At 64.0% G+C, this 26993-nt stretch carries 27 protein-coding genes and 1 tRNA gene; 13 read left to right on the top strand and 15 right to left on the bottom strand.

Annotation, left to right across the window (positions count from 1 at the left end; genetic code table 11):
* Nucleotides 1-33: 33 nt before the first annotated feature.
* From lexA to CHX26_RS11280, 9 genes are all read right to left on the bottom strand, one after another.
* Nucleotides 34-717: a transcriptional repressor LexA gene (lexA, locus tag CHX26_RS11320; RefSeq protein ID WP_104942452.1), complete on the bottom strand. Its 684-nt coding sequence runs from the start codon at nucleotides 715-717 to the stop codon at nucleotides 34-36.
* Between the two features lie 213 nt (nucleotides 718-930).
* A complete protein-coding gene (locus CHX26_RS11315; protein WP_104942451.1) occupies nucleotides 931-2112 on the bottom strand; it encodes a molybdopterin molybdotransferase MoeA in 1182 nt (393 codons plus the stop codon).
* Nucleotides 2109-2594: a cyclic pyranopterin monophosphate synthase MoaC gene (gene moaC / locus CHX26_RS11310; protein WP_104942450.1), complete on the bottom strand. Its 486-nt coding sequence runs from the start codon at nucleotides 2592-2594 to the stop codon at nucleotides 2109-2111. Before moaC ends, CHX26_RS11315 begins: the two co-directional genes overlap by 4 nt.
* A gap of 87 nt (nucleotides 2595-2681) precedes the next feature.
* Complete coding sequence (trpC, locus tag CHX26_RS11305) at nucleotides 2682-3473, bottom strand: indole-3-glycerol phosphate synthase TrpC (RefSeq protein WP_104942449.1); 792 nt, start codon at nucleotides 3471-3473, stop codon at nucleotides 2682-2684.
* 4 nt (nucleotides 3474-3477) lie between these two features.
* Entirely contained in the window at nucleotides 3478-4470 is a 993-nt protein-coding gene (trpD, locus tag CHX26_RS11300; protein ID WP_104942448.1) for an anthranilate phosphoribosyltransferase, read from the bottom strand.
* Nucleotides 4467-5078 (bottom strand): anthranilate synthase component II, encoded by a 612-nt coding sequence (locus CHX26_RS11295; RefSeq protein WP_104942447.1) that lies wholly within the window; start codon nucleotides 5076-5078, stop codon nucleotides 4467-4469. Before CHX26_RS11295 ends, trpD begins: the two co-directional genes overlap by 4 nt.
* Nucleotides 5075-5914, bottom strand: a complete 840-nt coding sequence (locus tag CHX26_RS11290) for a phosphodiester glycosidase family protein (protein ID WP_172449806.1) — start codon at nucleotides 5912-5914, stop codon at nucleotides 5075-5077. Before CHX26_RS11290 ends, CHX26_RS11295 begins: the two co-directional genes overlap by 4 nt.
* The gene (gene trpE, locus CHX26_RS11285; RefSeq protein ID WP_233997349.1) at nucleotides 5911-7359 is read right to left on the bottom strand and encodes an anthranilate synthase component I; all 1449 of its coding nucleotides are present in this window, start codon (nucleotides 7357-7359) and stop codon (nucleotides 5911-5913) included. Before trpE ends, CHX26_RS11290 begins: the two co-directional genes overlap by 4 nt.
* Before the next feature lie 103 nt (nucleotides 7360-7462).
* On the bottom strand, nucleotides 7463-9394 hold the full coding sequence (locus tag CHX26_RS11280; RefSeq protein ID WP_104942446.1) for a peptidylprolyl isomerase: 1932 nt from the start codon (nucleotides 9392-9394) through the stop codon (nucleotides 7463-7465).
* 243 nt (nucleotides 9395-9637) lie between these two features.
* Between CHX26_RS11280 and tpiA the strand changes: the two genes are divergently transcribed.
* From tpiA to CHX26_RS11265, 3 genes are all read left to right on the top strand, one after another.
* Nucleotides 9638-10411 (top strand): triose-phosphate isomerase, encoded by a 774-nt coding sequence (gene tpiA, locus CHX26_RS11275; RefSeq protein ID WP_104942445.1) that lies wholly within the window; start codon nucleotides 9638-9640, stop codon nucleotides 10409-10411.
* A 109-nt stretch (nucleotides 10412-10520) separates the two neighbouring features.
* A complete protein-coding gene (gene secG / locus CHX26_RS11270; RefSeq protein ID WP_172449804.1) occupies nucleotides 10521-10886 on the top strand; it encodes a preprotein translocase subunit SecG in 366 nt (121 codons plus the stop codon).
* 113 nt (nucleotides 10887-10999) lie between these two features.
* Nucleotides 11000-12637: a CTP synthase gene (locus tag CHX26_RS11265; protein WP_104942444.1), complete on the top strand. Its 1638-nt coding sequence runs from the start codon at nucleotides 11000-11002 to the stop codon at nucleotides 12635-12637.
* Between the two features lie 422 nt (nucleotides 12638-13059).
* Here CHX26_RS11265 and CHX26_RS11260 read toward each other — a convergent pair whose 3' ends face one another.
* Entirely contained in the window at nucleotides 13060-13539 is a 480-nt protein-coding gene (locus CHX26_RS11260; protein ID WP_104942443.1) for an Hsp20 family protein, read from the bottom strand.
* Between the two features lie 166 nt (nucleotides 13540-13705).
* On the opposite strand from CHX26_RS11260, the gene grxC reads away from it, so the two are divergent.
* The 4 genes from grxC (at nucleotide 13706) to CHX26_RS11240 (ending at nucleotide 15374) form a co-directional block, all read left to right on the top strand.
* A complete protein-coding gene (gene grxC / locus CHX26_RS11255; protein WP_104942442.1) occupies nucleotides 13706-13969 on the top strand; it encodes a glutaredoxin 3 in 264 nt (87 codons plus the stop codon).
* Nucleotides 13966-14790 (top strand): carbon-nitrogen hydrolase family protein, encoded by an 825-nt coding sequence (locus CHX26_RS11250; protein ID WP_233997129.1) that lies wholly within the window; start codon nucleotides 13966-13968, stop codon nucleotides 14788-14790. The genes grxC and CHX26_RS11250 overlap by 4 nt, the downstream gene beginning before the upstream one ends.
* A 6-nt stretch (nucleotides 14791-14796) precedes the next feature.
* Nucleotides 14797-15264, top strand: a complete 468-nt coding sequence (locus CHX26_RS11245; protein ID WP_104942441.1) for a DUF1178 family protein — start codon at nucleotides 14797-14799, stop codon at nucleotides 15262-15264.
* 33 nt (nucleotides 15265-15297) lie between these two features.
* A tRNA-Arg gene (locus CHX26_RS11240) sits at nucleotides 15298-15374 on the top strand.
* On the opposite strand, the gene CHX26_RS11235 is transcribed toward CHX26_RS11240, so the two are convergent.
* Nucleotides 15375-16577 carry an MFS transporter gene (locus tag CHX26_RS11235; RefSeq protein ID WP_104942440.1) on the bottom strand — a complete coding sequence of 401 codons (1203 nt, stop codon included), beginning with the start codon at nucleotides 16575-16577 and terminating at the stop codon, nucleotides 15375-15377.
* A 135-nt stretch (nucleotides 16578-16712) separates the two neighbouring features.
* Between CHX26_RS11235 and CHX26_RS11230 the strand changes: the two genes are divergently transcribed.
* The 4 genes from CHX26_RS11230 (at nucleotide 16713) to CHX26_RS11215 (ending at nucleotide 20863) form a co-directional block, all read left to right on the top strand.
* Nucleotides 16713-17876 (top strand): acyl-CoA dehydrogenase family protein, encoded by a 1164-nt coding sequence (locus CHX26_RS11230; protein ID WP_104942439.1) that lies wholly within the window; start codon nucleotides 16713-16715, stop codon nucleotides 17874-17876.
* A gap of 103 nt (nucleotides 17877-17979) precedes the next feature.
* A complete protein-coding gene (locus CHX26_RS11225; RefSeq protein WP_104943395.1) occupies nucleotides 17980-18282 on the top strand; it encodes an FtsB family cell division protein in 303 nt (100 codons plus the stop codon).
* A 154-nt stretch (nucleotides 18283-18436) separates the two neighbouring features.
* The gene (pdhA, locus tag CHX26_RS11220; protein WP_104942438.1) at nucleotides 18437-19504 is read left to right on the top strand and encodes a pyruvate dehydrogenase (acetyl-transferring) E1 component subunit alpha; all 1068 of its coding nucleotides are present in this window, start codon (nucleotides 18437-18439) and stop codon (nucleotides 19502-19504) included.
* Between the two features lie 3 nt (nucleotides 19505-19507).
* The gene (locus tag CHX26_RS11215; protein ID WP_104942437.1) at nucleotides 19508-20863 is read left to right on the top strand and encodes a pyruvate dehydrogenase complex E1 component subunit beta; all 1356 of its coding nucleotides are present in this window, start codon (nucleotides 19508-19510) and stop codon (nucleotides 20861-20863) included.
* Between the two features lie 24 nt (nucleotides 20864-20887).
* Here the strand turns inward: CHX26_RS11215 and CHX26_RS11210 are convergent, their stop codons facing one another.
* Genes CHX26_RS11210 through CHX26_RS11200 form a run of 3 tightly spaced genes read right to left on the bottom strand, consistent with a single transcriptional unit; the run spans nucleotide 20888 to nucleotide 24137 of the window.
* Nucleotides 20888-21595, bottom strand: a complete 708-nt coding sequence (locus tag CHX26_RS11210; protein WP_199797829.1) for a TadE/TadG family type IV pilus assembly protein — start codon at nucleotides 21593-21595, stop codon at nucleotides 20888-20890.
* Nucleotides 21595-22206, bottom strand: a complete 612-nt coding sequence (locus CHX26_RS11205; protein WP_104942436.1) for a TadE/TadG family type IV pilus assembly protein — start codon at nucleotides 22204-22206, stop codon at nucleotides 21595-21597. The genes CHX26_RS11210 and CHX26_RS11205 overlap by 1 nt, the downstream gene beginning before the upstream one ends.
* Entirely contained in the window at nucleotides 22203-24137 is a 1935-nt protein-coding gene (locus CHX26_RS11200) for a pilus assembly protein TadG-related protein (RefSeq protein ID WP_172449802.1), read from the bottom strand. Before CHX26_RS11200 ends, CHX26_RS11205 begins: the two co-directional genes overlap by 4 nt.
* A gap of 246 nt (nucleotides 24138-24383) precedes the next feature.
* On the opposite strand from CHX26_RS11200, the gene CHX26_RS11195 reads away from it, so the two are divergent.
* Nucleotides 24384-25043 (top strand): hypothetical protein, encoded by a 660-nt coding sequence (locus tag CHX26_RS11195; RefSeq protein WP_104942434.1) that lies wholly within the window; start codon nucleotides 24384-24386, stop codon nucleotides 25041-25043.
* Nucleotides 25044-25110: 67 nt separating this feature from the next.
* Nucleotides 25111-25551: a hypothetical protein gene (locus tag CHX26_RS11190; protein ID WP_442956930.1), complete on the top strand. Its 441-nt coding sequence runs from the start codon at nucleotides 25111-25113 to the stop codon at nucleotides 25549-25551.
* A gap of 4 nt (nucleotides 25552-25555) precedes the next feature.
* Here the strand turns inward: CHX26_RS11190 and trmFO are convergent, their stop codons facing one another.
* Nucleotides 25556-26941 (bottom strand): methylenetetrahydrofolate--tRNA-(uracil(54)-C(5))-methyltransferase (FADH(2)-oxidizing) TrmFO, encoded by a 1386-nt coding sequence (gene trmFO / locus CHX26_RS11185; protein WP_104942432.1) that lies wholly within the window; start codon nucleotides 26939-26941, stop codon nucleotides 25556-25558.
* Between the last annotated feature and the right edge of the window lie 52 nt (nucleotides 26942-26993).

Genomic DNA, 26993 nt, shown 5'->3' with positions numbered 1-26993 from the left:
CCGGCGCGGTGAACACACTCCGGCCCGTCGCAATCAGTGATAGCGCCGCAGCAAGCCTGCCAGCTTGCCCTGCACCTCGACCTCATCGGGCCGGTAATATTGCGGATCATAGGTCGCATTGGCAGGATCGAGCCGCACCTTGCCGCCTTCACGGCGCAGATATTTGAGCGTCGCTTCCTCACCGCGTACCAGCGCCACCACGATCTCACCGTCGCGCGCAGTGTTGGTGCGCCGCACCAGCGCGAAATCGCCGTCGAAGATCCCGGCCTCGATCATCGAGTCCCCGGAAACCTCCAGCGCATAGTGCTCACCCGGGCCAAGCAGCGCCGCCGGTACCGGCAAGGTCGATTGGCCTTCCAGCGCTTCGATCGGCGCACCCGCCGCAATCCGCCCATGCAGCGGCAGTTCGATCACGTCATTGGCGGCCTCAGGCGCCGTAGTACGGGCCGCAGGCATCGGCACGATATTATCGCTGGCAGCGGTGTTGCGGGCAGGGGTGGTATCGCCCGGCTCCCGGATCACTTCCAGCGCACGCGCGCGGTTCGGCAGACGGCGCAGAAAGCCGCGTTCCTCCAGCGCCGAAATCAGCCGATGCACGCCCGACTTGCTCTTGAGATCGAGCGCTTCCTTCATTTCCTCGAAACTCGGCGAGATGCCGGTCTCCTCCAGCCGTTGCTGGATGAAGACGATCAGCTCGCGCTGTTTTGCGGTCAGCATTGGTCAAGTCTCCTGTGGTCGCACCCACGCCGCACCCCACATCGAAGCGCGCCGTGCCAATCCCTTGCGTGCGCCAAGAGGCACCGTCCCCGTCAATCGGGTTTACAGGTGCGTTGTTTGCACTTGCCGTCCGCCATTAAGGTGAACGAACAAGGAACAATTAGGCAACTAAACAAATTGAGTCAAGCGCGCCTGCCAGCAAACCCGCGCAATTCAGCCATTCTGGAGGTGGAACACCGGGACAGGCTCTCCTGCGGCAAGGGCGGCTGCACCTGCGGGCCGGTCGATCAGGCAGTCAGCCGCTGCCAAGGCGCTGAGTGCGGAGGAATCCTGCGATCCGGCCAGCCGCACCGTGCCGCCGTCGTTGACTGCGCGCAGGAATTCGCGCCGCGGGCCAGTAGCGGGCAGAGGCTCGCCTGCCGGCATCGTGACCGCGCGTGGCAGGGGATCGGGATCGCCCATTGCGGCCCGCACCAGTGGCAAGGCAAACAGGAAGGCCGTCACGAAGCTCGACACCGGATTGCCCGGCAGGCCAAGGATCACCTGAGCGCCTCTTGTGGCGACCAGCAGCGGCTTGCCCGGCTTGATTGCAACCTTCCAGAAAGCGGTTTCGGCACCCCATTCCGCCACCGCGGGCTTGATCAGATCGTGATCGCCCACCGATGCGCCGCCCGAGGTGATCAGCACATCGGCGGTTTCGGCCTGCAGCAAGGCGGCGGCGAGCGCCGCGCGATCATCAGCGACCGGGCCGATGCGTGTCACTTCGCACCCCAGCGGGGCCAGCATCGCGGCGAGCATCGCGCCGTTGCTGGCGGGAATCTGGTGAGGGAGGCAGCGGGCAGGATCCGGGGCGAGCTCATCGCCGCTGTCCATCACCGCGACCCTTAGCCGCCTTGCTGCCATCGCCTGTGCGTGTCCTCCGGCGAGTGCCAATGCGATGCGACCCGGGGTCATTCGTGCGCCGCGTGTCAGCAGCAGGTCGCCTTCATGAAAATCGAAACCGCGCGCGCGGATATGGCGGCCGGGCGGGGCTGGCTGGCTGGCGGCGACGGTTGCGCCTTCGTGCCATGCATCTTCCTGGAGCAGCACCCGGTCCGCGCCCTGCGGCACCACTGCGCCGGTCGAGATGCGGATGCATTGGCCGGGAGTGAGCGGATCGGCAAAGGGCGCGCCCGCGCGACTTTCACCGATGATTTGCCATGGCCCATCGCCTGGCGTCACCGCATAACCGTCCATCGCGGACAGATCGGCCGGAGGCTGAGTGCGCGCGGCGCGCAGATCCCCGGTCAGATAGCGCCCCAGCATGGCCTCCATCGGGACGGCTTCGAGCGGGAGCAGCGGGGCCAGGGCAAGCAGGCGGGCCTGCGCTTCCTCAAGGCCCAGCGCTCCGGTCATTGCGGGCCTGTTCCCTGGGCGGTCCAATCGCCCGATTTGCCGCCGGACTTGGCGATCAGGCGCACGCCTTCGATCACCATGCCCTTGTCGATCGCCTTTGCCATGTCATAGATTGTGAGGAGTGCGATGGAAGTGGCTGTCATCGCTTCCATTTCCACGCCTGTCTTGCCGGTCAGAGAGGCGGCGGCGGTGACGCGGATGGCGTCTGCTTCATAGGCGAAGTCGATGGTGACCGCTTCGAGGCCGAGCGGATGGCACAGCGGGATCAATTCCCCGGTGCGCTTGGCCGCCATGATCCCGGCGATGCGCGCGGTGCCGAGAACGTCGCCCTTGGGTGTGTTGCCTTCCCGGATCGCGACCAGCGCCTCTGCCGACATGGTGATCCGTCCCGAAGCGACCGCGCGCCGCGCCGTGGCCGCCTTGCCGCCGACATCCACCATGTGCGCCGCGCCGTTGTCATCAAGGTGGGTGAGTTTGGTCATGCCGCCTTCCTATCCGTTCGCCTCGAGCGAAGTCGAGAGGCCGTTGCGTCAGGTGTCTCGACTGTGCTCGACACGAACGGGCCTTGGCTACTCTGGCCCGAGCAGCGCGCGGGTGGCACTCGCAATATCGTCAGCGCGCATCAGGCTTTCGCCCACAAGGAAGGTGCGCACGCCTGCGGCCTCAAGGCGCTGGCAGTCGGCGTGGGAGTTGATCCCGCTTTCGCCGACAATCAGCGTGCCTTCCGGCATCAGCGGTGCGAGCCGTTCGGTGGTGGCGAGCGAGGTGGTGAAGGTCTTGAGATCGCGGTTGTTGACTCCGATCAGGCGTGATTTCAGCACCTTGGCCGCGCGCTCGACTTCAGCCTCGTCATGTACCTCGACCAGCACGTCCATGCCCAGTTCGCTGGCGGCGGCTTCGATCTCGACCATCGCGCCATCCTCCAGTGCAGCGACGATGATCAGGATCGCGTCAGCCCCGATGGCGCGGGCCTCGATACATTGCCAGGGATCAACCATGAAGTCCTTGCGCAGCACCGGCAGGGCGCAGGCGGCGCGGGCTTGAATGAGGTAATCCTCGTGGCCCTGAAAATAGGGTGCGTCGGTCAGCACTGAAAGGCAGGCGGCACCGCCCGCTTCATAGGCTGCGGCATGTTCGGCAGGGCGGAAATCTGCACGGATCAGGCCCTTGGAGGGGCTGGCCTTCTTGATCTCGGCGATCAGGGCATAGCCGTCCGCGGCGCGCTGGCGCAAAGCGGCCTCGAACCCGCGCGGCACGGTCTGGGTGCGTGCAGCACGGGTCAGCGCGTCCTCGCTGATCGCCTGCTTGCGTGCGGAGACGATTGCCCGCTTGGCGGCGCAGATTTCTTCGAGCTTGTTCATTGTGTCACTTCGCTAGCGCAATCCAGCGCTGGAGCAAGGCCAGCGCCGCGCCGCTGTCGAGTGCCTCGGCAGCGATTGCGGCGCGCTCGTGCCAGTCGCCTCCACGTCCCGCCACGGTCAGCGCACCCGCTGCGTTGAACAGCACCGCGTCGCGATAGGGGCCGGGAGCGCCCATCAGCAGCGCCTTGAGAGCTGCGGCGTTGTGCTTTGCATCATCGCCGCGGATCGCCTCGATCGGTGCATGGGGCAGGCCCGCTGCCGAAGCGTCGAGGCGCTCCATGGTGAACGCGTTACCCGTCACCACCGCGACCTCATTGCCCCCTGCGAGGCTCAATTCGTCAAGGCCTTCGTCGCCCGAGACGATCAGCGACTTGCCGGTGCCGAGCCGGGCCATCGCGCCGGCATAGATCGGGACATATGCAGGGCGGGCTATGCCGATCAGCTGGCTTTTGACCCTGGCCGGATTCGACAGCGGCCCCATCAGGTTGAAGATCGTGCGCTGGCCGATCCGCACCCGGATGGGCTGGATGCGTGCCATCGCGGGGTGGTGATTCTTCGCAAACAGGAAGCAGATGCCGATTTCGGCGAGGGTCTTTTCCGCCGTGCGCCCGGCTGCGTCCATATCCAGCCCTAACGCTTCGAGCGTGTCCGCCGCGCCCGCCTTGGAACTCGCCGCACGGTTGCCGTGCTTGGCCACCGGCACGCCGCAGGCCGCGACCACAAGACTCACCGCAGTTGAGACGTTGAGCGTATGGTGCCCGTCACCCCCGGTGCCGCAAACGTCGATCGCGTCGTCGGGTGCGCTGATGGGGATCAGGCGCGCCCGCAAGGCCCGCGCAGCCCCCGCGATTTCGTCAGCTGTTTCGCCGCGGGCTGAAAGGGCCACGAGGAAGGTTTCGATCTCCGCTTCCGAAGGCGCGCCGTCCAGCAGCGTGCCGAAGGCGGCCTCGGCCTCGGCTTCGGTCAGGGGCGTGGTGACTTTGGGGAGCGTGCTCATGCGCTCATCCTCGCGGGCAGCACCGGCTGCATCCCGCACATACGGACGAAGTTGGCGAGCAGGGCATGGCCGTGCTCGGTGGCGATGCTTTCGGGGTGGAATTGCACCGAATGGATCGGCAGGCTCGCATGGCGGAAGCCCATGACGCTCGGATAATCGCTGCCCGGCGTTTCGGCATGGGCATTGGCGACGAGCGCGGGGGGAATGTCCACCACCTCGAGGCTGTGATAGCGCGTGGCGATGAAAGGCGAGGGCAGGCCTGCAAACAGGCCCGTCCCGTCATGCGTGACGGGCGAGGTCTTGCCGTGCATCAAGCCGCCGCGCTGCACTGTCCCGCCGAAATGCTGGCCGATCGCCTGATGACCCAGACACACGCCCATCAAGGGCTTGCCAGCGTCGGCACAGGCGGCGACCAGATCGAGGCTGATCCCGGCCTCGTTCGGCGTGCAGGGGCCAGGCGATATGAGAAACCCCGCAGCATTGGTTCGCAATGCCTCGGCGGCAGTCAGCGCATCATTGCGCTCCACGCGCACCTCGGCCCCCAATTCCATCAGGTAATGGACCAGGTTGAAGGTGAAGCTGTCGTAATTGTCGATGACGAGGATCATTCCGGCTTTGCCCCTTCGATTTTCGTCACCACGATGATCGGCCCGACGCGGCCCTTGTCCATGCGCCCTGCCGCCGGGTCCCACAGGCTCGACACCTGTCCGTCAAGATAAAGCGCGTTGCTCACCTTGACCTCGTCACGGAAATAGCGCGCGATCTGCCCGAAGCTGACTGGCGCATCGGAAATGACGAAATGTGCTTTCCCCGATGCGTCGACACCCACACCGTTGCGCACCGCGCGTGAAGGGCCGTTGTCCTGAATGTCCGGGTGCAATTTACCGTCCACCACCAGCAGCGGGCCGGACTGGGTGCCGAACCTGGGGCGATCGCCGACGGTTTTGAAGAAGGTGTTGCTGCCCAGCACTTGCCATTTGGCGCCGCTACCGAAGAACACCCCGTTGGGCTTCATGTAGAAATTGCCGTCTCCGTCCGCCCGGTTCAGTTCAGCGAGGCGCTCGCCGTTCTCGACGTAGTACCCGATCGCCATCAGATCATCGCCGAACATCCCGCCATTCATGGCAAAGGCAATCGTGGCTGGGTCGACACTCGCCGCGAAGGCCGACAGCGAGGCGAATGGCTGCCTGTCGGCCCCAAGGTTGGCCATCGCGATGCGGTGCTGGGCCGGATCGGCGATACAGTGGGTAAGCGGCACGTCCTCGAACGTCACCCTCTTGCAGGCCGAAGGGCCGACCGCTTGCGAGGGGGTGGGCGAGGGGCTGGGGCCATCGGCAATGGCGGTGCCATCAAGGCTGACTCGCGTGACCGGTTCGCCCGCCGGGGCTTCGGTACAGGCGGCGAGCATCAGCGGAAGGGCAAGTGCGGCAAGCGCGCGTTTCATTGCCCATACCCCGGCTCACTTGCCACCCGCACAGCCTCGCGCGCCGCGGCGATGAGGGCTCCTGCCTTGGCGCGGCATTCGGCGAGTTCGTAATCGGGGTCGCTGTCGGCGACGATCCCTGCACCCGCCTGCACGTGCATCACCCCGTCCTTCACCACCGCGGTGCGCAGGACGATGCAGGAATCGAGGCTGCCGTCGGGCGCGAAGTATCCCACGCCACCGGCATAGGCCCCGCGTGTTTCGGGCTCGAGTTCGGCAATGATTTCGCACGCCCGGATCTTGGGGGCGCCTGAGACGGTTCCTGCCGGGAAGCCCGCGAACAGCGCGTCCAGTGCGTCTTTCGATGGATCGAGCCGTCCCACCACATTGCTGACAATGTGCATGACGTGGCTGTAGCGTTCGATGGTGAAACTGCCGGTGACTTCCACTGTCCCCGCCGCTGCCACCCGGCCCACGTCGTTGCGCCCCAGATCGAGCAGCATCAGGTGCTCGGCGCGCTCCTTGGGATCGGCGAGCAGGCTGGCTTCGTTGGCGTCGTCCTCCTCGCGCGTTTTGCCGCGCGGGCGGGTTCCGGCGATGGGGCGGATGGTCACTTCGTCGTCACGCACCCGCACCAGAATCTCCGGCGAGGAACCAACCAGCGCAAAACCGGGCAGATCGAGGAAGTAGAGGAAGGGGGAGGGGTTCACCCGCCGCAAGGCGCGGTAGAGCGCCAAGGGGGGGAGCGTGAAAGGGCAGGTGAACCGCTGGGCCAGCACCACCTGAAAGATGTCACCTGCAAGGATGTAGTCCTTGGCGCGCAGGGCCATTGCCTTGTAATCGTCCGGCGCGATGACCGGAGCAAGATCGGGCAGAGCATCCGGAACGGCGGCGCCATCGCCGGCAGGCATCGCTCGGCCAAGCTGGCTCAGCGTCTCATCGATCCGCTCGCCTGCGCGGGCAACGGCGGCTGCCGGGTCGCTTGCTTCCCAGATTGGCGCAATGGCGAACAACGCATTGGTCAGCCCGTCGAACACAAGGATCACCGTGGGCCGCACAAACAGCATATCGGGCAGATCCAGCGCGCTATCGGGCGCACGCGGCAGGGTTTCGACAAGGCCGATGGTTTCGTAGCCGAGATAGCCGACCAGACAGGCGAGCGCAGGCGGCAGGCCTTCGGGCATCGGGTCGATCCGGCAGGCCGCCGCAAGGTCGCGCAGTTCGCCCAGCGCATCACCCGCCAGCGGCGCAAAGGCATCGCGGTCAAGCTGCCAGTTGCGGTTGACGGCGGCTGCGTTGCCCTTGGCGCGGAACACCAGATCGGGGTCGAGGCCGAGCAGGCTGTAGCGCCCGCGCACCTCGCCGCCCTCGACGCTCTCCAGCAGAAAATCGCCGCGCCCCGGGACGATCAGCCGCCGCGCCGCACCGACCGGCGTGTCGCTGTCGGCGATGATCCGGCGCCACACCAGCGCGGGCTTTCCCGCCGCCAGGTTGGCAGCGGCAGCCGCGGCGTTTTCGGGCAGTCCGGTTACGACATGCGTTGCGGTCACGAAACGATCAGGCCCGTTGTCACTGTTCGCCGGCGAGCTGCTTGCGAACCGCCGTGATCGCCGCATCATTGCGGGTCACGCCCAGTTCCTTGCGCATTCCGGCGGTCACCTGCGCACGGTATTCCTCCGTGAGCGACTGGGCGAGCTGCTGACGGGTCTGGGTCACCAGTTCCTTTTCCGATTCGAGCGGCAGGGTGCTGATGTCGTCAAGGCTGACAACGTACCAGCCGAGATTGCGCGGGCCTTCAAGCGGCTTGACCGTACCCTTGGCCATGCTGAACATCAGCACCAGCGGCGGCGGCACGTTTCCGGCCCGACTGGCAAGCAGCTGGCGCCGTTCGAGGTCGATCACCTCGCGCTCGAAGCCGGGCTTGTTTTCAGCGGCCATCGCGGCAGCCAGCGGCGTTCCGGCGCGCACCTTGGCAGCGATCCGATTGGCGGCAGCCTTGGCGAGCTTGGCGCCTTCCGAACGCTTCCAGCCATCGATGGCACCCGCGCGAACCTGTGCGAGCGGCGGCGCCGATGCTTCTTCGATCCGGGCAACTTCGAAAACGACGAAATCCTGCGCTGAAACCTGCGCCAGTTGCGGCTCGCTTTCCTCCATCTGGAAGGCGGTCTGGAGCACTGCGGCCAGCTGCGGCACGATCTGCACCTCCGGCCGTCCGAAAGCGCGTCCATCGGCGAGCAGGGCAGGGGTTGTCTCGATCTTGAGGCCATAGGCCTTGGCGACTTCGGCCAGCGCCGTTCCGCCATCGATTTCGGCTTCGATTTCAGCGGTCAGATCGCCGATCGCCGCTGCACGCTTTTCGGTGGTCAGCGCCGCAGTGATTTCCGGGGTTGCCTGCTCCAGCGTGCGGGCGGGGGTGCGCTCGATCCGGTCGACCCGCGCGACATACCAGCCAAGCGTGCCCTGCGCCGGATCGACGATGCCGCCCTGAGCGGCCTTGAAGGCGTTCTGGGCAAAGGCAAAGCTGGTCGCCCCGGACATTGCTTCGCGGTCGCGCAGGTCGGAGGTGGAAGCGGTGAACCCGGCCTCTCGCGCGGCGGCTTCAAGCGAGGCTCCGGAACGGATCCGGGCAACAAGGGCCTTGGCGGCATCCTCGGTCGGCACCACGAAGCTTGTGACCGCTCGCCGCTCGCTTGCGGCGAACTTGGTGGCATCACGCTTGAAGCGGGCGGCGATTTCGGCTGCGGTCGGCGTGGCATCGACCTTGAGCGTGTCCTCGCCGAACACCGCAAAGCGCAAGGTGCGCCGTTCAGGGCGAATGAACTGGGTGCGGTTGTCCTTGTACCAGGCCGTCAACTGTGCCTCGGTCGGATCGCCAGCAGGTGCGAAAGCCGCGCTCGGGATCAGCGCGATTTCGCCCTTGCGCTTTTCCAGCACCAACGAGGCATATTGGCGGGCCACCTTTTCGGGTAGCTGCGGCGCGGCGATGGCCGGCCGCAGCAACTGGGCATCGATCAGCCCGTCGGCCAGGTCGCGGCGGAAGGTCGTATCGGTCAGCCCGCGTTGACGGAGGGCTGCCAGATAGGCCTGTTCGTCGAAACCGCCGGTCAGACCCTGAAACACCGGGATCTGGAGAATTTCGCTGTTCACCAGGTTCTCGCCTGCGCGCAGGCCATAACGCGATCCATATTGGCCCACGGCATAGCGATCGATCAGTTGTCGGATCACCTCGTCGAGCCCGCCTTCGGTGACGAATTCGGGCATGGTGATGGTCGGGTTGCGTTCACGCACCTGATCGAGCGCCGTGTTGGCAGCAACCGAAAGGTCGGAAACCGGGATCGTGGCATCTCCGACCACGGCCATGCGATCGGTGTTGGCAACGCCGCCGAAGGTGGAACCGGTAATGTCCGATGCGGCAAAGGCCAGCGCCATCAGCCCGAGAAAGGCAAGCACGATCGGCAGGCCGATCTTCGACTCGAAAAAACGGCGGAAGAAGGAAATCATGTCGGTACGGTCCCACCCGATGCTGGCTGATGGCGGGACGGGCTGCGTCCCATGCGCGCCGCACAAGGCCGCGGCGCCGGTGCGCTTTATAGGCCATGCGACCGCGCGGCAACAGGTGAGCGATGGTTTTGACTAGTGCGCCTTCCTCCGCTAGCGGACGCGGCCCCGGCGCATTACAGCAAAACACAGAATCAAGGTCGCCGGTCGCAACCCTCTCATATTTCTAGATTGCAGGACACACCCATGACCCGCCGACCCTATATTGTCGGAAACTGGAAGATGCATGGCACCCGCGCGATGCTGTCCGAAGCGCGTGCGATTGACCGTGCCGCCCAGCGCCACATGAAGGTCGAGGTGGCGCTCGCGCCGCCCTACACGCTGATTCACCCGATCCACCGCGAGGCCGAACAGATCGCCGTTGGTGCGCAGGATTGCCATCACGAGGATGGCGGCGCGCATACCGGCGATATCTCGGCGGCGATGATCGCCGATGCGGGCGCCAAGTTCGTCATCCTCGGCCATTCCGAGCGGCGGCAGAACCATGGCGAAACCGATGCGCGGGTGCGGGCCAAGGCGCAGAGCGCGCTGGCCGCGGGCCTCAGGATCATCATGTGTTGCGGAGAAAGCGCGGAAACGCGTGCTTCGGGTAAGGCGGTGGCGTTTGTTCGTCGCCAGCTCAAGGCCTCGCTGCCCATTGCCGAAGACATGCCCGCCGATATCGCTGACCGGCTGACAGTGGCCTATGAACCGATCTGGGCGATCGGCACCGGAAATGCTGCCACCACTGATGATATTGCCGAGATGCACGGCGCCATCCGCGCGCTGCTGATCGAGCTCTTCGGCGCCGAGCAGGGTGCAGAGGTGCGCATCCTCTACGGCGGTTCCGTCAAGCCCGAAAACGCTGCTGCAATCTTTGCCGTGCCTGATGTGGGCGGCGCGCTGGTTGGCGGGGCGAGCCTGACAGCCGACAGCTTCATGGGTATCGCGCTGGCTGCGAGCGAGCCGTTCGACCCCTGACCCTTGCGCTCGCGCCCTTGTGCGGGCTTGCCGCAAGCCGCCTGCGCGCCTACATGACGCGCCAGCACTGCAACCGGGCGATGATCGCCCTTGGCCACGAGTAGAATTCATGTCCCTGTTCATCTTCCTCACCGTGATCCAGGCCTTGGTGGCCGCCGCGCTGGTCGGCGTCGTGCTGATGCAGCGTTCCGAGGGTGGGGGGCTTGGCATCGGCGGCAATCCCGGTGGCGCCTTTGGTGCCCGCGGCGCGGCCGATTTCCTGTCGCGTTCGACGAAGTGGCTGGCGGTGGCATTCGTGGCGCTATCGATCGTGCTGGCCGGGCTGGCCGTGCGCGAAAGCCGGGTTGGCGGCGTGACGACGACGCTGGAGCGAGGCGCTGCCGCACCGGGTGGGCCTGATCTGCTGGCTGATCCTACGCCGGCGCCTGCCGCGCCTGCCGCTCCTCCGGCAGAGCAGGATCCGCTCGCCGAATAAGCGTGTGCCGCTGCGGCGGCATGGCCCCGAATAACGCGATTGTGGATGGTGTGCCTGCACGCACCGCAAATCGCTTGCCCCGAATCCCTCCTGCTCGTTAAGGCCCGACTCCCATGGCGCGGTTCATTTTTATCACCGGCGGCGTGGTCTCCTCGCTCGGCAAAGGTCTCATGGCGGCATCGCTCGCTGCGCTGCTTCAGGCGCGCGGCTACAAGGTCCGCATTCGCAAGTTCGATCCCTATCTCAACGTCGATCCGGGCACGATGAGCCCGTATCAGCACGGCGAGGTCTATGTGACCGACGACGGGGCCGAGACCGACCTTGACCTTGGCCATTACGAACGCTTCACCGGCGTGTCCTCGCGTCAGAGCGACAACATCACCTCCGGGCGCATCTACCGCGATATCATCGCCAAGGAACGCCGCGGCGACTATCTGGGTGCGACGGTGCAGGTCATCCCGCACGTGACCGACGCGATCAAGGAATTCGCCCTTGCCGATCAGGGCGACCACGATTTCATCCTGTGCGAGATCGGCGGGACAGTGGGCGACATCGAATCGCTGCCCTTCATGGAAGCGATCCGCCAGCTAAGAAACGAGCTTGAACCGTTCCAGACGGTCAGCGTCCATGTCACGCTGGTGCCTTACATCAAGGCGGCGGGCGAGCTGAAGACCAAGCCCACGCAGCATTCTGTGCGCGAGCTGGCCAGTCTGGGTATCAAACCCGACATTCTGCTGTGCCGGGCCGAGCATCCGATTCCCGAAAGCGACCGCCGCAAGATCGCGCAGTTCTGCAATGTGCGGACGCAAGCTGTAATTCAGGCGCTCGATGCGCCGTCGATCTATTCTGTCCCGCAACAATATCACGCTGAAGGGCTCGATGCAGAAGTGCTGCGTGCCTTCGGTATCACCGACGCGCCCGAGCCCGATCTGTCGGCGTGGGAAGATGTGACCGATCGTCACTTCAACCCCGAAGGCGAGGTCACGATTGCGGTGGTCGGCAAGTATGTCGGCTTGCAGGATGCCTACAAGAGCCTCAACGAGGCGCTGGTGCATGGCGGTCTCGCCAACCGCGTCAAGGTCAACATCAAGTGGATCGACGCCGAGATTTTCGAATCGGATGATGATTCCGCGATCGTCTCGGCGCTTGAACCGATGCACGGCATTCTTGTCCCCGGCGGCTTTGGCGAGCGCGGCAGCGAGGGCAAGATTTCGGCGGTGCGCTTTGCGCGCGAGCGCGGGGTGCCGTTCTTTGGCATCTGCCTCGGGATGCAGATGGCCTGTATCGAGGGCGCGCGGGCGGCGGGGTTCGAACAGGCCTCATCAACCGAATTCGGTCCGACAGATACGCCCGTGGTTGGCATCATCACCGAATGGATGACGAAGGAAGGTCTGGAACAGCGCAAGGAGGGCGGTGATCTTGGCGGCACGATGCGGCTTGGAGCCTATCCGGCAAAGCTGAGCCCGAACAGCCATGCCTCGCGCATCTATGGCGGCGCCGAGGTGATTTCGGAACGCCACCGGCATCGTTACGAGGTCAACAGCGCCTTTATCGAACCGCTCGAAAGGCAGGGCCTTATCTTTGCCGGCATGAGCCCTGACGGATTGCTGCCCGAAATCGTCGAGCGGCCCGATCATCCATGGTTTGTCGGTGTGCAGTTCCACCCTGAACTGAAGTCGCGCCCGTTTGATCCGCATCCGTTGTTTGCAGGCTTCATCGCGGCGGCGCTGGAGCAATCGCGGCTTGTCTAGATTGTGCCAGGTTTGGATCGTGGCAACTTTTTAGTCTGGCGTTTTGGGGGTCCTTGGGCCGCCCTTAACTATTTAACCTGTTGTAAATTGAACGCTGCAATCCTTTGTTTCGTAAGCCGGACTTTGGGTGATGCAAACTTGCAAGAATGCAAGTTTAGCCTTGCGCGTTCTTACGAATCCGCATTAGATAGCGGCGTAGCTTTAAAGGTTTGAAGGAACTTCGGCCTATCGGTTTGGCCTGATGACAGCCACACCAACTGGTGGCGTCAGCGGGTCCAGCGAAGTTCACTTGCAGGCTTGCATGGTCTTGTCCGTCTTCTGCGACCCGGACGGATAGGGCCATGCCGGGCGACGAAAGTCGCGGGGGCGGATCGCAAGATCCGCCCCCTTTTCATTCGGGATTTATGTTCGGGAAAGCCGGATCAGGCCGCGCTGGCGGTGTCTTCGCCGCCGCCGGTCGGCACAGCCGTCAGCGTCGCAGTGCCGCCGATTGCGATCTTGCGCGGCTTCATCGCATCGGGAACTTCGCGCACCAGATCAATGATCAGCAGACCATCAGCAAGGTCGGCGCGCTCCACCCGCACGAAATCTGCGAGTTCAAAACGGCGTTCAAAGCCGCGGTTGGCGATTCCGACATGGATCAGCTCGGCGCCCTCATCGGCTTCCTCCCGCTTGCGGCCCTGCACGACGAGCAGGTTCTGCTGCGCGGTGATGTCGATGTCCTGCGGGCGAAAACCCGCCACGGCCAGCGTGATGCGGTAATTGTCCTCGCCGCGGCGCGAGATGTTGAAAGGCGGATAATTGTCGCCAGCATTCAGGCGCGCCTGATTTTCGAGCAGGTCGAACAGGCGATCAAAGCCCACAGTGGAGCGGCGATAGGGAGTGAAATCGAAACGCGACATAGTGGCAAATCCTCTTGCATGAGCAATTTGGGTCTGATGCGGGCCTGCCGGTTGCAGCACCCGCCTTGCCGCCGTTGCTGTTTCCCGGGGCTGGCGAAACGCGGCGGCACTGCTTATCTGGTTCGGCAACCGGAGCTTTCAAGAGTTTTTGGCAAGAGAGACACAAATGGCCGCCCCGCACATCGACATCTACACCAAGTTCGGCTGCCCCTTCTGCGTGCGCGCCAAGCGGCTGCTGACGCAGAAAGGTGCCGAGTTCACCGAGCATGACATCACCATGGGCGGCCCCAAGCGCGAGGAAATGCTCGCCCGCGCGCCGAACGCGATGACGGTGCCGCAGATCTTCATCGGCGATGTGCATGTCGGCGGCTCGGACGATCTTGCCGCGCTGGAGGCTGCGGGCAAGCTTGACGCGTTGCTGGCGGGATGAGGACCACGATCGGCGTCTTGCAGATGACCTCGGGCATTGATCCCGAGGCCAATCTTGCGGTCATCGAAGATGCGGCGAAGCAATGCGCCAAGCGCGGCGCACTGGTGCTGTTTACCCCGGAAATGGCTTTGCTGCTCGACCGCGACCGCTCCCGCGCGCGCCAGTGGATTGAAAGCCCGGCGCCCGCTGCAATGATCGAGCAGATATCGGTGATCGCGGCCAAGCAGCATCTCGATATCGTGATCGGCTCGATGCCCGTGGCGACGGGAAGCGGCATGTGGGCCAACCGCGCGCATTACTTTCACCCCGATCTTGGCGAGCCTGTCACCTACGACAAGATCCACATGTTCGATGTCGATCTCGCCAGCGGAGAAAGCTGGCGGGAGAGCAACGCCTATGAGCCGGGCAGAGAGGTCATGACGGTGGAGCGCACCCCGCTCGGGCGGCTTGGCCTCACGATCTGCTATGACTTGCGGTTCCCCGCGCTGTTCGAGGAATTGGGCAACCGCCGCTGTGATTGCATCGCGGTCCCCGCAGCCTTCACCAAGCCCACCGGCGCTGCGCATTGGCACGTGATGCTCCGCGCCCGCGCGATCGAGGCGCAGGCCTTCGTTATCGCCGCTGCGCAAGTGGGTCGCCACGCGGACGGGCGCGAGACCTACGGTCACTCCCTTGTGGTCGATCCGTGGGGTGAGGTGTTGCTCGACATGGGGGGCGAGGCGCCGGGGCTGGGTTTCTGCGAAATCGACCTTCGCCGTATCAATGAAGTGCGCGCGCAGGTGCCGGCCCTTGCCAACCGCCGCGCCATTCCCAAATCCTGATACGCCATGATTGTCTACGACCTTGCCTGCCAAGAAGGCCACCGCTTTGAAGGGTGGTTCGGTTCCTCTGCCGATTTCGACGACCAGCGCGCGCGCGGATTGCTCGCCTGCCCGCATTGCGGGTCGGATACGGTGGCAAAGGCACCGATGGCACCCGCGGTGCCGGCCAAGGGCAATTCCCGGAAGGAGGTGCTCCCGCCCGAAGCGCCCCGACCCATGGCGAACACCACCATGCCGCCCGAGATGCAAAAGGCTCTGGCGGCGCTGGCCAAGGCGCAGGCCGAGGCGCTCAAGAATTCGACCTGGGTCGGTGACAAGTTCGCCGAGGAAACTCGCAAGATGCACTATGGCGAGCGTGACGAGGCCCCGATCCACGGTCAGGCCAGCCTTGCGGAGGCCAAGGCACTGATCGAGGAAGGCGTGCCGGTCGCGCCCCTGCCATTCCCGGTCGCGCCGCCCGAAAAGTTGAATTGAAAGGTGATCCCCGGGTGCTATGAAGCCGCTCGGGACCCCGTAGCTCAGCAGGATAGAGCATCAGATTCCTAATCTGAGGGCCGCGCGTTCGAATCGCGCCGGGGTCACCATTACGAAGGCCGTGTCCGCCAGCGCCGCTCGGCGAGGAAGGACAGGCCAAGCACGCCGCCTGACATCGCCAGCAGCAGAGCGCAGGTGCCGGCCCATCCGGCCCAGCCAAAGATCGCCGTTCCCGCCGCGCTTCCGATGGCGCCGCCCACGAACATCGCGACGATATAGGAAGTGGTCAGGCGGGTGCGGATTTCCGGCGCGAGGGTGAACAACGTCATCCGGCCGGTCACGTCGATTGTCGGCCCGACCATGTTGACCAGAAACAGCGGCACCACGATGGCCCAGATGCTGAAACCCAGCGGATAGAGCAATGCGATGCCCGCCAGTTGAACGCAGGCCGCCGCTAGCCGAGCCTTGCGCGGGCCGATACGGTCAGCCCACCGCCCGAGGCGCGGTGTGGTGACGATGCTAACCATCGCAATCGCCGCAAGATAGCCGACATCATCGGTGCCATATCCCAGCGCTGGGCTTGTCAGGTGCAGTGCCAGCGCAAGCCAGGTCGCCGTGAAACAGGCAAAGTTCAGCCCCTGAATAGCAGCGGAAATCCGCATGTCGGGATGCTTTGCTGCAAGGGTGAATACGGACGCGATCAGTGCGCGATAACGCGCCTGCGGTTGCTTGGCGGTTGTCTCACTGCGCATCGCGAAGGGCAGAACCGCGGTAATCCCAGCCATCAGTACCAGAGCGCAGACATAGACCATGTGCCAATCGGCGCGTTCGGCAATGATCCCGGCACCAACGCGGGCGACCAGAATGCCGAAGATTACCGCCGCAGTAAGCTGCGCCGTGACCTGTCCGAGCCGTTCTGGCGCGACACGTTTCGAGGCAAAAGCGGGGATCAGATAGGGCGCGATGGTGACGAAACCGAGCAATGTCGAGGCAGCGGTGAACAGCCTGAAATCCTGCGCCATCACCATGCCCCCAAGACACAGGGTCTGGCCCGCGACAAGAATCAGGCACAGGCGTTTGTTGGAATAGAAATCACCCAGCGGCAGCAGCAGCAGGATGCCCAGCGCCAGAGCCAGCTGGTTCAGGGCCGGCACCAGCCCGATCTCCGCCTCGCCGACCCCGAAGCCTCTGGCCACCTCGCCGATGATCGGGTGGATATAATAGGCATTGGCCGTCACCACAGCGATGGTCAGCGCCAGCGCCCATTCCTGCGCGCGGGTGAGGTGGGCCGGGGAAGGGGCGGGGTCAGCCATGGCTCGTTCGGTAGCAGATCGAAACGGGATTGCCAGACCTCGCGTCTTTCGCGAAAGCACCCAAATTGGTCAGGTGGACTTGCGAAGCGCGAGCAGGCAAGCCCGCCGCCAATCAGAGGAGAGCTTTGCGTGTCGATGTCCGCCCATGAACCTGAGGAACTGGCCGAAATTCGCCGTGCGGTGCGGTCATTGTGCGAAGGTTTCCCCGGAGAATACTGGCGCGCCAAGGATGCGGTGCGCGAATATCCGGCCGAGTTTGTCGATGCCTTGACCAAGGCGGGCTTCCTCGCGGCGCTGATCCCCACCGAGCACGGTGGCAGTGGCCTCAGCCTTCAGGCGGCCTGCGTGATCATGGAGGAAATTCAGGCGAGCGGATGCAATGGATCCAGCGCTCACGCGCAGATGTACATCATGAATACCTTGCTGCGTTACGGATCCGAGGAACAGAAGGCGCATTACTTGCCGCGCATCGCCAGCGGGGAGTTGCGACTGCAGGCCTTCGGTGTCTCGGAACCCACCAGCGGCACCGATACGCTGAGCCTCAAGACCCGCGCTGTCAGGGACGGCGATAATTACGTCATTAACGGTCAGAAAATCTGGACCAGCCGCGCCGAACATTCCGATCTCATGCTCCTGCTCGCCCGCACCACTCCGCGCGAGGAGGCGGCAAGCAAGACCGAGGGGCTGTCGATCTTCCTCGTCGACATGCAGGCGGCCTTGCAGAACGGTATGACTGTCAAGCCGATCCGCACGATGATGAACCACTCCAGCTGCGAGGTGTTCTTCGATGATCTGCGCATCCCTGCCTCCGCACTGGTGGGCGAGGAGGGGAAGGGCTTCCGCTACATCCTGTCGGGCATGAACGCCGAGCGCATCTTGATCGCGGCCGAATGCATCGGGGACGCCAAGTGGTTCATCGAGAAGGCTACCGGCTATGCCAGGGATCGCCGTGTGTTCGCGCGGCCCATCGGCCAGAATCAGGGCGTCCAGTTCCCGATCGCACGCTGTTATGCCCAGATGCGCGCCGCCGAGTTGATGGTCCATCACGCCGCGCGGGTTTACGACGAAGGCGGCAATCCCGGTGAGGAGGCCAACATGGCCAAGCTGCTTGCCTCGGAAGCGAGCTGGGCGGCTGCTGACATGTGCTTGCAGACCTTCGGCGGCTTCGGTTTTGCCGAGGAATATGACGTCGAGCGGAAATTCCGCGAAGCGCGGCTTTACACCGTCGCGCCGATCTCGACCAATCTGATCCTGTCCTATCTCGCCGAACACGTGCTGGGGCTGCCGCGCAGCTATTGATCTGGCGTTTGCCAAGGATATCTACGCGGTGCAGCGCTTAGTTCTTGCAGCATCGCGCCAAGTGTGATTCTGTGATGCGGTGGTGAAGGGGGCAATTCCTGCAATGCGCAGACCGGGATCGGAAAACAGGCTGAAACGGTTCGCGGCGCTCGGCGCGTTGCTGATGCTGGGCGGTTTTGCCGTTGCCGGGCCGACTGGTCTGTTCGCATGGAGCGAGAATCTCGAAGCGCTCGAACAACGCAATATCGAGATCGCTGATCTTACCCAGAAGCGCGACGCCCTGCGCAACCGCGTTCAACTGCTTGATCCCGATGCCGCCGATCCTGATCTCGCCAGCGAATTGGTGCGCGACCAGCTTGGCGTGATGCGGGAGGACGAGGTCGTCATCACGCTTGACGACGAGTAATTCCTCGGGACAGTCGAATCGTTCTGATTTCGTATGCGTGTTCGGTTTTCTGCAACGCCTTGCCGTTGCGTCAACCCTGCTAGCCCGCCTATAGAGCAAGGCGTTGGACGGCGCTTCTCCTCCCCATGAGCGCGCCAGATGGAGGGATCTGATCTTGGCCAAAAAGCCCGCAAAAGCCGTCGCCGCGCCCGCGGACGACAGCGATTTCATCCTGCATTCGCTGCAGGACGCCTTCGAGGCAAACAAGCGTTACGCCGCTTCGGAAGCGGAGATGCTCGAATTCTACCGCCAGATGCTGCTGATCCGGCGGTTCGAGGAAAAGGCGGGCCAGCTCTACGGCCTCGGACTGATCGGCGGGTTCTGCCACCTCTATATCGGGCAGGAAGCGGTCGCCATCGGGCTGCAATCGGCGCTCGACAATGATCGGGACTCGGTCATCACCGGCTATCGCGATCACGGCCACATGCTCGCCTACGGGATCGATCCCAAGGTCATCATGGCCGAACTGACGGGGCGCGAATCCGGCATTTCGCGCGGCAAGGGCGGGTCGATGCACATGTTCTCGACCGAGCATAAGTTCTACGGCGGCCACGGCATCGTCGGCGCGCAGGTGGCGCTGGGCGGCGGCCTTGCGCTGGCGCACCAGTACAACAATGACGGCGGCCTGTGCCTTGCCTATTTCGGTGACGGCGCGGCGAACCAGGGCCAGGTTTACGAGACCTTCAACATGGCCGCCCTGTGGAACCTGCCGATCGTCTTCGTGGTCGAGGACAACCAATACGCAATGGGCACCGCGACCAAGCGGTCTTCGGCTGAAACCCGCTTCTATCGCCGCGGCACCGCGTTCCGCATTCCGGGGATGGAAGTGAACGGCATGGACGTGCTCGAAGTGCGCGCCGCTGCCGAAGTCGCCTTCGCCCACGTGCGCGCAGGCAAGGGCCCGGTATTGATGGAGTGCAACACCTATCGCTACCGCGGCCATTCGATGTCCGACCCCGCAAAGTATCGCACCCGCGAGGAAGTGCAGGAACAGCGCGACCACCACGATCCGATCGAAGGCCTCAAGAAGACCTTGATCGAAGCCGGCAAGACCGAGGATGAATTGAAAGCGATCGACAAGGCGATCCGCGCCGAAGTGGCAGCAGCGGCCGATTTTGCGGAAACCTCGCCCGAGCCGGAGGCCAGCGAACTCTACACCGATGTTCTGGTGGGGGAGTATTGAGCCATGGGAATCGAACTGAAGATGCCGGCGCTCTCGCCCACCATGGAGCAGGGCACGCTCGCCAAGTGGCTCAAGGCCGAAGGCGACCGGATCGAACCGGGCGACATCATCGCCGAGATCGAGACCGACAAGGCGACGATGGAATTCGAGGCGATCGACGAAGGCGTGCTTGAGAAGATCCTCGTGCCCGCCGGGACGGAAGATGTCGCCGTCGGCGCGGTTATCGCGCTGATCGCCGGGGAAGGGGAGGCCGCCGCGCCAGCGCCTGCCGCTGCGCCTGAACCTGCTCCCGCACCTTCGCCCGCGCCAGCCCCGAAAACGGAAAAGCCTGCCCCCGTGGCCGCTGCTGCCGATCCCGCCATTCCAGCGGGTACTGCAGTCGTCAGCACCACAGTGCGAGAAGCGCTGCGTGATGGCATGGCCGAAGAAATGCGCCGCGATCCGCGCGTGTTCGTGATGGGCGAGGAAGTCGCCGAATATCAGGGCGCCTACAAGGTCACGCAGGGCCTGCTCGACGAATTCGGCCCCAAGCGCGTGATCGACACCCCGATCACCGAATACGGCTTTGCCGGGATCGGCACGGGCGCGGCGATGGGCGGCCTGCGTCCGATCGTCGAGTTCATGACCTTCAACTTCGCGATGCAGGCGATTGACCACATCATCAACTCTGCCGCCAAGACCAATTACATGTCAGGCGGCCAGATGCGTTGTCCGGTAGTCTTCCGCGGCCCCAATGGTGCAGCCAGCCGCGTCGGCGCACAGCACAGCCAGAACTTCGGGCCGTGGTATGCCAGCGTCCCGGGTCTGATCGTGATCGCACCCTATGATGCGGCCGATGCCAAGGGGCTGATGAAGGCGGCGATCCGCTGCGAAGACCCGGTCGTCTTCCTCGAAAACGAACTGGTCTATGGCCGCAGCTTCGATGTGCCGGATGTCGAGGACTATGTCCTGCCCATTGGCAAGGCGCGGATCATGCGTGAAGGCAAGGACGTGACCATCGTCAGCTATTCGATCGGCGTCGGCATGGCGTTGGAAGCAGCGGCGACGCTGGCGGATGAGGGGATCGATGCCGAAGTGATCGACCTTCGCACTCTGCGCCCGCTCGACAAGGAGACGGTGCTGAAAAGCCTTGCCAAGACCAACCGCCTGATCGTGGCAGAAGAAGGCTGGCCCACGTGCTCGATTGCGAGCGAAATCATCGCGATCTGCATGGAGGAGGGCTTCGACCACCTCGATGCACCGGTGCTGCGGGTGTGCAACGAAGACGTACCGCTACCCTATGCCGCCAATCTCGAAAAGCTCGCGCTCATCGATGCCGCCCGCATCGCCGAGGCGGCGCGCAAGGTCTGCTACAAGTAACCCTTGGGGCCGTCCGGTCTGTGGTCAGGCCGGACGGGCTGCCGAGAAGGTTCCGCAACTTGCTACCGGGCCGCCGGTGTACATTCCATTCTGGCCCGGCCCACCGGTGAGGTCGCGGTTGTCACGGATGTTGAAGGCGGCCGTGTAGGTGATTTCCTGGCCGTCGAACAATTCGAAGGGCGTGATCGCCTCGTAGTCATAGGAAACCTCGACAAAGATCACCGCGGTGCCTGGTGCAGCGGTGATCAGTCGTCCGGTTTCGCCCATGCCGGGGAAACTTGTCCCGGTCGCACCGGCGCCTTCAAGGCCATAGGATGAGGTGTGGTTCTTCGCGCCGCGGCAGCGTTGCCAGGCGATCCACTGGCCCCCGCTACTGTTGCGTTGCAGGCTCGAGATGATAATCCGCCCCTTATCGAAAATCCCGATCCCTTCGCCGAGCTTTTCGGCCCCGATCAGCGTTTCGGCGATGTCGCGCTCGAACACGCGCTTTTGAATGATGACTTCGGCCTCACCCACGCGCGAGGCATTGTCTGCCACCTGCATCGCGATCTGGCTGACGCGCAGATGAGTGATGACGATCGCTGCGGTTTCGCTGCCGAGCATTCCCACACCGAGCACCAGAGGCGCAGCAAAGGCGAACTCGGTCAGCGCTAGGCCTGACTCATTGGAGGCCAGAAGACGGGCGAAGCGGCGTCCGAGCGAGCGGAGCGGGCGGAATCGGGCGTGTGTCATCAGCAATCCCTGATGGTTGCGTTGCGGTCTTGTTCGTCGAAAGGCTGGTTGCGCAGCACGCTCGACGCCTTGACGGTGACATCCTTGGGCAGACCGGCGAGCGAGAACATCGGGAACATCCGCGGATAGGTCACGATGGCGGTGTAGAGCACCGCATCGCGCGCGCCGCCGATCCCGCCCTTGCCACGATTGGAGTCCCACTGGCCGTTGTCGTTGTCGTCGACATATCGTTCGCCGGCATCGCACACCTGATCCCCGTTGCCGCCGAGGACTTCTTCCGGCTCGCCGATGTCAGCGAAGTCGAAGTGGGACAGCTTCTCGAACTCGATCTTCGCACCGGGTGGCACCACGGCCCTGACCTGGGCGCGGACGTTTTCATCGATAGCTTCCTGCTGGCTCCCGGCATTTTCGAGCGTCAGGTCGCGCGCGGCCTTCTGCATCGCGCCGCTCACCATCGAGCTGGTGTACTGGGTGTGCGCCACGTCGAACACGCCCATGATCATGAGGATCAGCACCGGCCCGACAAAGGCGAACTCGACCAAAGTCATTCCCTCGTCATCCTTGAGGATGCGGCGCAGGAGTGAACGGTGTGAGGTGAGAGGACGGATCATGACGTAAGCCTCAGTGCTGCGATCTTCTGGGCGATTTCCTGGAAGGCCTCGTTCAGCGCGGTGGTGCTGCTGGCCTCGTAGGCACGTCCCGGGCTGGCGCAGTTTCTAAGGTTCTGCGTGATCGAGGTGCCGAAAGCGACAACCCAGACCGTGATGCCTTCCTGTTTGGCAGCGTTGCACATCGCCTGCAGGCGGGCGGCACGGCGGTTCACTTCGGTGCCATTGTCGCCATTGCCGGTGACGCGGCGATCCCACCATTCGATACCCTGCGGCGTGTAGTTCTCGACGTTGCTGACCGGCACACCATCGGTCATGAACACGATGTGGCGGGCAATCGCATCGCCATTGGGAGCGGTGGAATTCTCCGAAGCGAAGATGCCACGCGGCGAGATCAGGCGTGCGCCCCAGACCATGCCGATGTCGTGATAGGTCTGCCCGGTGGCGACGAGGCCATTGACATAGGATTGCAGGTCCGTGCGGCTGATCTCGGCCAGCTTGCGCGCGGCGCGCGGGCAGGTGAAGCCGGGACGCGACTGCGAGGCATTGGTATCCTCCCAGTCTCTGGTCCGCGAGCCTCCGCTGTCGCGCCGCTCCCACACCGCGCTATGCAATGCCGGTTTCCACTTCTGTGCTTCGTTCTGCGGCACCAGGTTGATGTCGAGATCGAAGGCGTTGGCGGGGATGGGGCTGTAATTGCCGGTGGTGTCCATGAACACCGGCTCCTCGATGCACCCGGTCCAGGTCTGGGTGATCATCGCCCCGTTGGTGCCAAGCGGCAGCTGGATGGTGTTGTTGGAGTAGATGGTCGACAGATCGACCGTCTCCCAGCCCGGCGGGCTGCCTGCGGGATTGTTCACATCGCACGGCGTTGAATCATTGGTGTCGACGGGACAATAACGCCAGTCGATGAACTGCGGGGTCACGTCCGCGGCGGTCGCAAGGCGCGTCCGGCGGAACGTACCGAAGCAGCCAGCCCGGTTGTTGGAATTGCCGCCCGACCATTGGCCGAGGACATATTGGGTCGGACCGAAGACTTCCCATCGGAATCCGCCGACGTCATAAGATCCGCCAGGCAATGTGTTCCAGCAAAAGTTCTCTGCTTGTGATCGCGCCGAAGATCCGCTGTTGCGGAAGCGGTAGTGATCGACATTGTTCGACCCGAAGTTGCTGGTCGAACGCGGCAGCCAGCCGGATTGCTGAACCGATTCCTCGGGAATTGGATCGCCGACATTGAGATTCGGATAGGGCGCTGGCGCAAAACGCGCCACGCGCGACTGATAGGTATGTTCATCAGCCATGTATTCGCGCGGGATCAGGAACCCGACATTGACCTGCTGCGAATAGGGCACGAAACCATAGCGCACCTGGGCGCTGTCGGAGGTGGCGTCTTCCACAGTATCGTAGAAATTCATCACCGCGCTGCGCAGGCCGACGATCTTCGAGCCCGAGCCGGAATTGCACTGATTGCCATTGGGGCATTCCGACATCGACCCGGTAACGTCGAGCACGAACATGATGTCGGTGTTCGAGATGTTGATTTCGGCCGAACAGCTGACCGAGATCGCAAAATTCTTGTAACCGAACGCGCCCATGATGCTGGTCGGCAGCGTGCCGCTGGCCGAGCCGAATACCTTGCCGTCACCGTCGCTCGTGAAATTGCGGGTCAGGCTCTGGGTGCCGAACATTTCGTCGCGGAAGTTCTGGTCGAAGAAATTCAGACCGATTGTGCGGTGTGCGGTGGTGAAGGTATCGTCAGTCATCGCGCGGCGCGCGGCGAGCGCGCCGGCATCGCAGGCCGCCTGCATCCGTGAGGCAGTCATGTAATAGCGGCTTGCATCGATGCCGCCGCCTACCATCGCCATCAACGGCACCATCGCCGCCGCTGCGATTGCGAGTGTGTTCGCGGTCCTGTCGTGCAGAATCCCGCGCATGAAGCCTTTTTCAGACCGGTTTTCTTGCCCCATCGGATCGGTGCCTTTCCCCTGAAACCCGGGCCAGTGCGGCGCGGGCATTCCAGATGCATCCTCGGGCCTTAATCCGGTTGGGTAAGCGGTTTGCGAAAGAGCATGGTTAGCAAATCCCTAAAGCGTCTTATCGCGGCGCATTGGCGACGAGGCGTGCCAGCGAGGGACACTTGGCTTGCCAAGCCTGCAAGTGCTTGGCTAGGCGCTTGGCCCGTGACCACCTATCCTCTCGACACTCTGCCTCCCGAGGCTGAACTCGCGCTTGCGTGGAGCAGCCAAAAGGTTCGCGGCCCGTTAAGCATAGCTCTTCAACTTGATCGTCGGCTCGCGCGGATTGTGGGGCGCACCACCGAGCCCATGCTGGGCCAGATGCGGCTTGCCTGGTGGCGCGAGGCGCTGGCCAAGCCGCTGCCAGAACGCCCGCGCGGCGATCAGGTGCTGGACGCAGTCGGCCGGCATTGGGCCGGACAAGAGGCGGCACTGATCACGATGGTGGACGCCTGGGAGATGCTCGTTACCACGCAGCACCTCGGGTCGGCTGAGGTAAAGGCCTTCGGCACGCAGCGCGGGGCATTCTTTGCGTCGCTTGCGGGCGACGAGGCAGCTGGCGGCACAGACCGGATTGCTGCCGCAGCGTTCCGCTGGGCCGTGGCCGATGCTGCTGTCGCCGTGTCCGACCCTGACGAGCGTAAATTGCTGATCGATGCAGGGCTGGCGCGCAGTGACCGACGCGGCCCAATGCCGAAAGCCCTGCGCGGGCTGGCGGTGCTCGATGCGCTGGCCATACGCGCTTTGCGCCGGGGAGGGCGCCCGCTCATGGAGGGGCGCGGTGCGCCGCTGGTTGCACTTCGCGGCGCTATCTTTCTGAGCTGATTGAGTATAATCCCCTAGCCGTTACTGGCAAGGAGGGGGCAGACCTTTGCGACAGGCAGTGCTGGGAGTGGTTGCGGGCCTCGTTTTGGCAGGGGTCGGTGTTTTCTGGTGGCAGGGCCGGGCGGCGATCGAAAGCAGCGCACCGCCTCCACCGCCGCTTGAACCGCTTTCGGATCCTGATGCCCTGCCGTCTGCCGATCCCGGCAGCATGACCGGCCCTGCGCCGCCCGAGCTGAGCGAATTGTCGCGCGAGGAGCAGCGCTTCTTCCGCTATGACCGCAATCGTGACCGGGTAATCACTCGTGACGAGATGCTCGCCAGCAGGACCGAAGCCTTCCGCAAGCTCGACAAGGATGGCAACAACCTGCTGACCTTCGAGGAGTGGGCAGTGGCTACAGTCGACCGCTTCGAGGGGGCCGACAAGGACGGCGATGGTCGGCTTACCCCGCGCGAATTCGCGACCACTGCGCCCAAGCCTGCGGTCAAGAAGCCCGCCTGCAAGTGCTAACCGGCTAGGCGGGCAGGGCCTCGCGCATCTCGCTGATCCAGCGGGCGAGGTCAGCCTTGGCGCGGGAGGTATAGGCCTCCTTGCGGATCTTCTTGCCGACATCGTGAAGCGGCGGGAACAGGCCGAAATTGACGTTCATGGGCTGGAAGGTCTCGGCTTCTGCATCGCCGGTGATGTGGGAGAGCAGCGCGCCCAGCGCCGTGGTGGCGGGCAGGGGTTGCCAGTTGCGCCCGGCGAACTCGGCGGCCGTCATCATCCCCGCGACAAGCCCGATCGCCGCGCTTTCGACATAGCCCTCGCACCCCGTCACCTGCCCGGCAAAGCGGATATGCGGCGCGGCCTTCAGGCGCAGCTGGCGGTCAAGCACTTGCGGAGAATTGAGAAAGGTATTGCGGTGCAGCCCGCCCAGGCGTGCGAATTCGGCATTCTCGAGCCCCGGAATGGTGCGGAACAGCTCGATCTGCGCTGCATATTTCAGCTTGGTCTGGAAGCCGACCATGTTCCACAGCGTGCCGAGCTTGTTGTCCTGCCGCAGCTGGACGACGGCATAGGGCCAGCGACCTTGCGGAAACTCCGGCGTCACGTCGAAGGGGTTGTCCAGCCCCACGCCCTTCATCGGGCCATAGCGCAGCGTCTCGACACCGCGCTCAGCCATCACTTCGATCGGCATGCAGCCGTCGAAATAGGGCGTGTCCTTTTCCCACTGCTTGAACTCGGTCTTCTCGCCCTCGATCAGGCCCTTGTGGAAGGCGAGATACTGTTCTTGCGTCAGCGGGCAGTTGATATAGTCACCGCCTTCGTTGCTGGCCTTGGTGCGCTTGTTCCAGCGCGACTGGATCCAGACCTTGCTCATGTCGATCGAATCGTAATGGACGATAGGCGCAATGGCATCGAAGAAGGCGAGCCGTTCACTGCCGGTGGCCCGCACAATGCTTGCCGCCAGCGCCTCGGCGGTCAGCGGTCCGGTGGCGACGATGGTGAGGCCCGCTTCGGGCAGCACGTCTACCCTTTCGCGCATGATGGTGATGTTAGGATGCTGGGAGAGCGCCTTATCGACTTCGGCGGAGAACACGTCCCGGTCGACCGCCATCGCGCTTCCGGCAGGCACGCGCGCTACATGGCCTGCGCGCATCACCAGACTGTCGAGCGCGCGCATTTCATGATGCAGCAGGCCAACCGCGTTCTTGTTATCGTCGTCGGAACGGAACGAGTTGGAGCACACCAGCTCGGCAAGGCCGTCGGTCTGGTGCGCCGGCGTCATGTCGCCTGATCCGCGCATTTCTGACAAGCGCACTTTGACCCCGCGCTGCGCGAGTTGCCACGCGGCCTCGCTCCCGGCGAGTCCGCCACCAATGATGTGCACATCGTGCATAGTCGCTTTTGCGGTCATGGCGGGGCAGGTAATTGCGTGTTAGCTCCGCCGCAAGTCCTGAGGGGACAGC

Source organism: Porphyrobacter sp. HT-58-2, assembly GCF_002952215.1.
In the GTDB taxonomy this organism is placed as follows: Bacteria; Pseudomonadota; Alphaproteobacteria; order Sphingomonadales; family Sphingomonadaceae; genus Erythrobacter.
The sequence above is the reverse complement of the archived record's forward strand: the minus strand, read 5'-3'. Positions and strand labels throughout refer to the sequence as shown.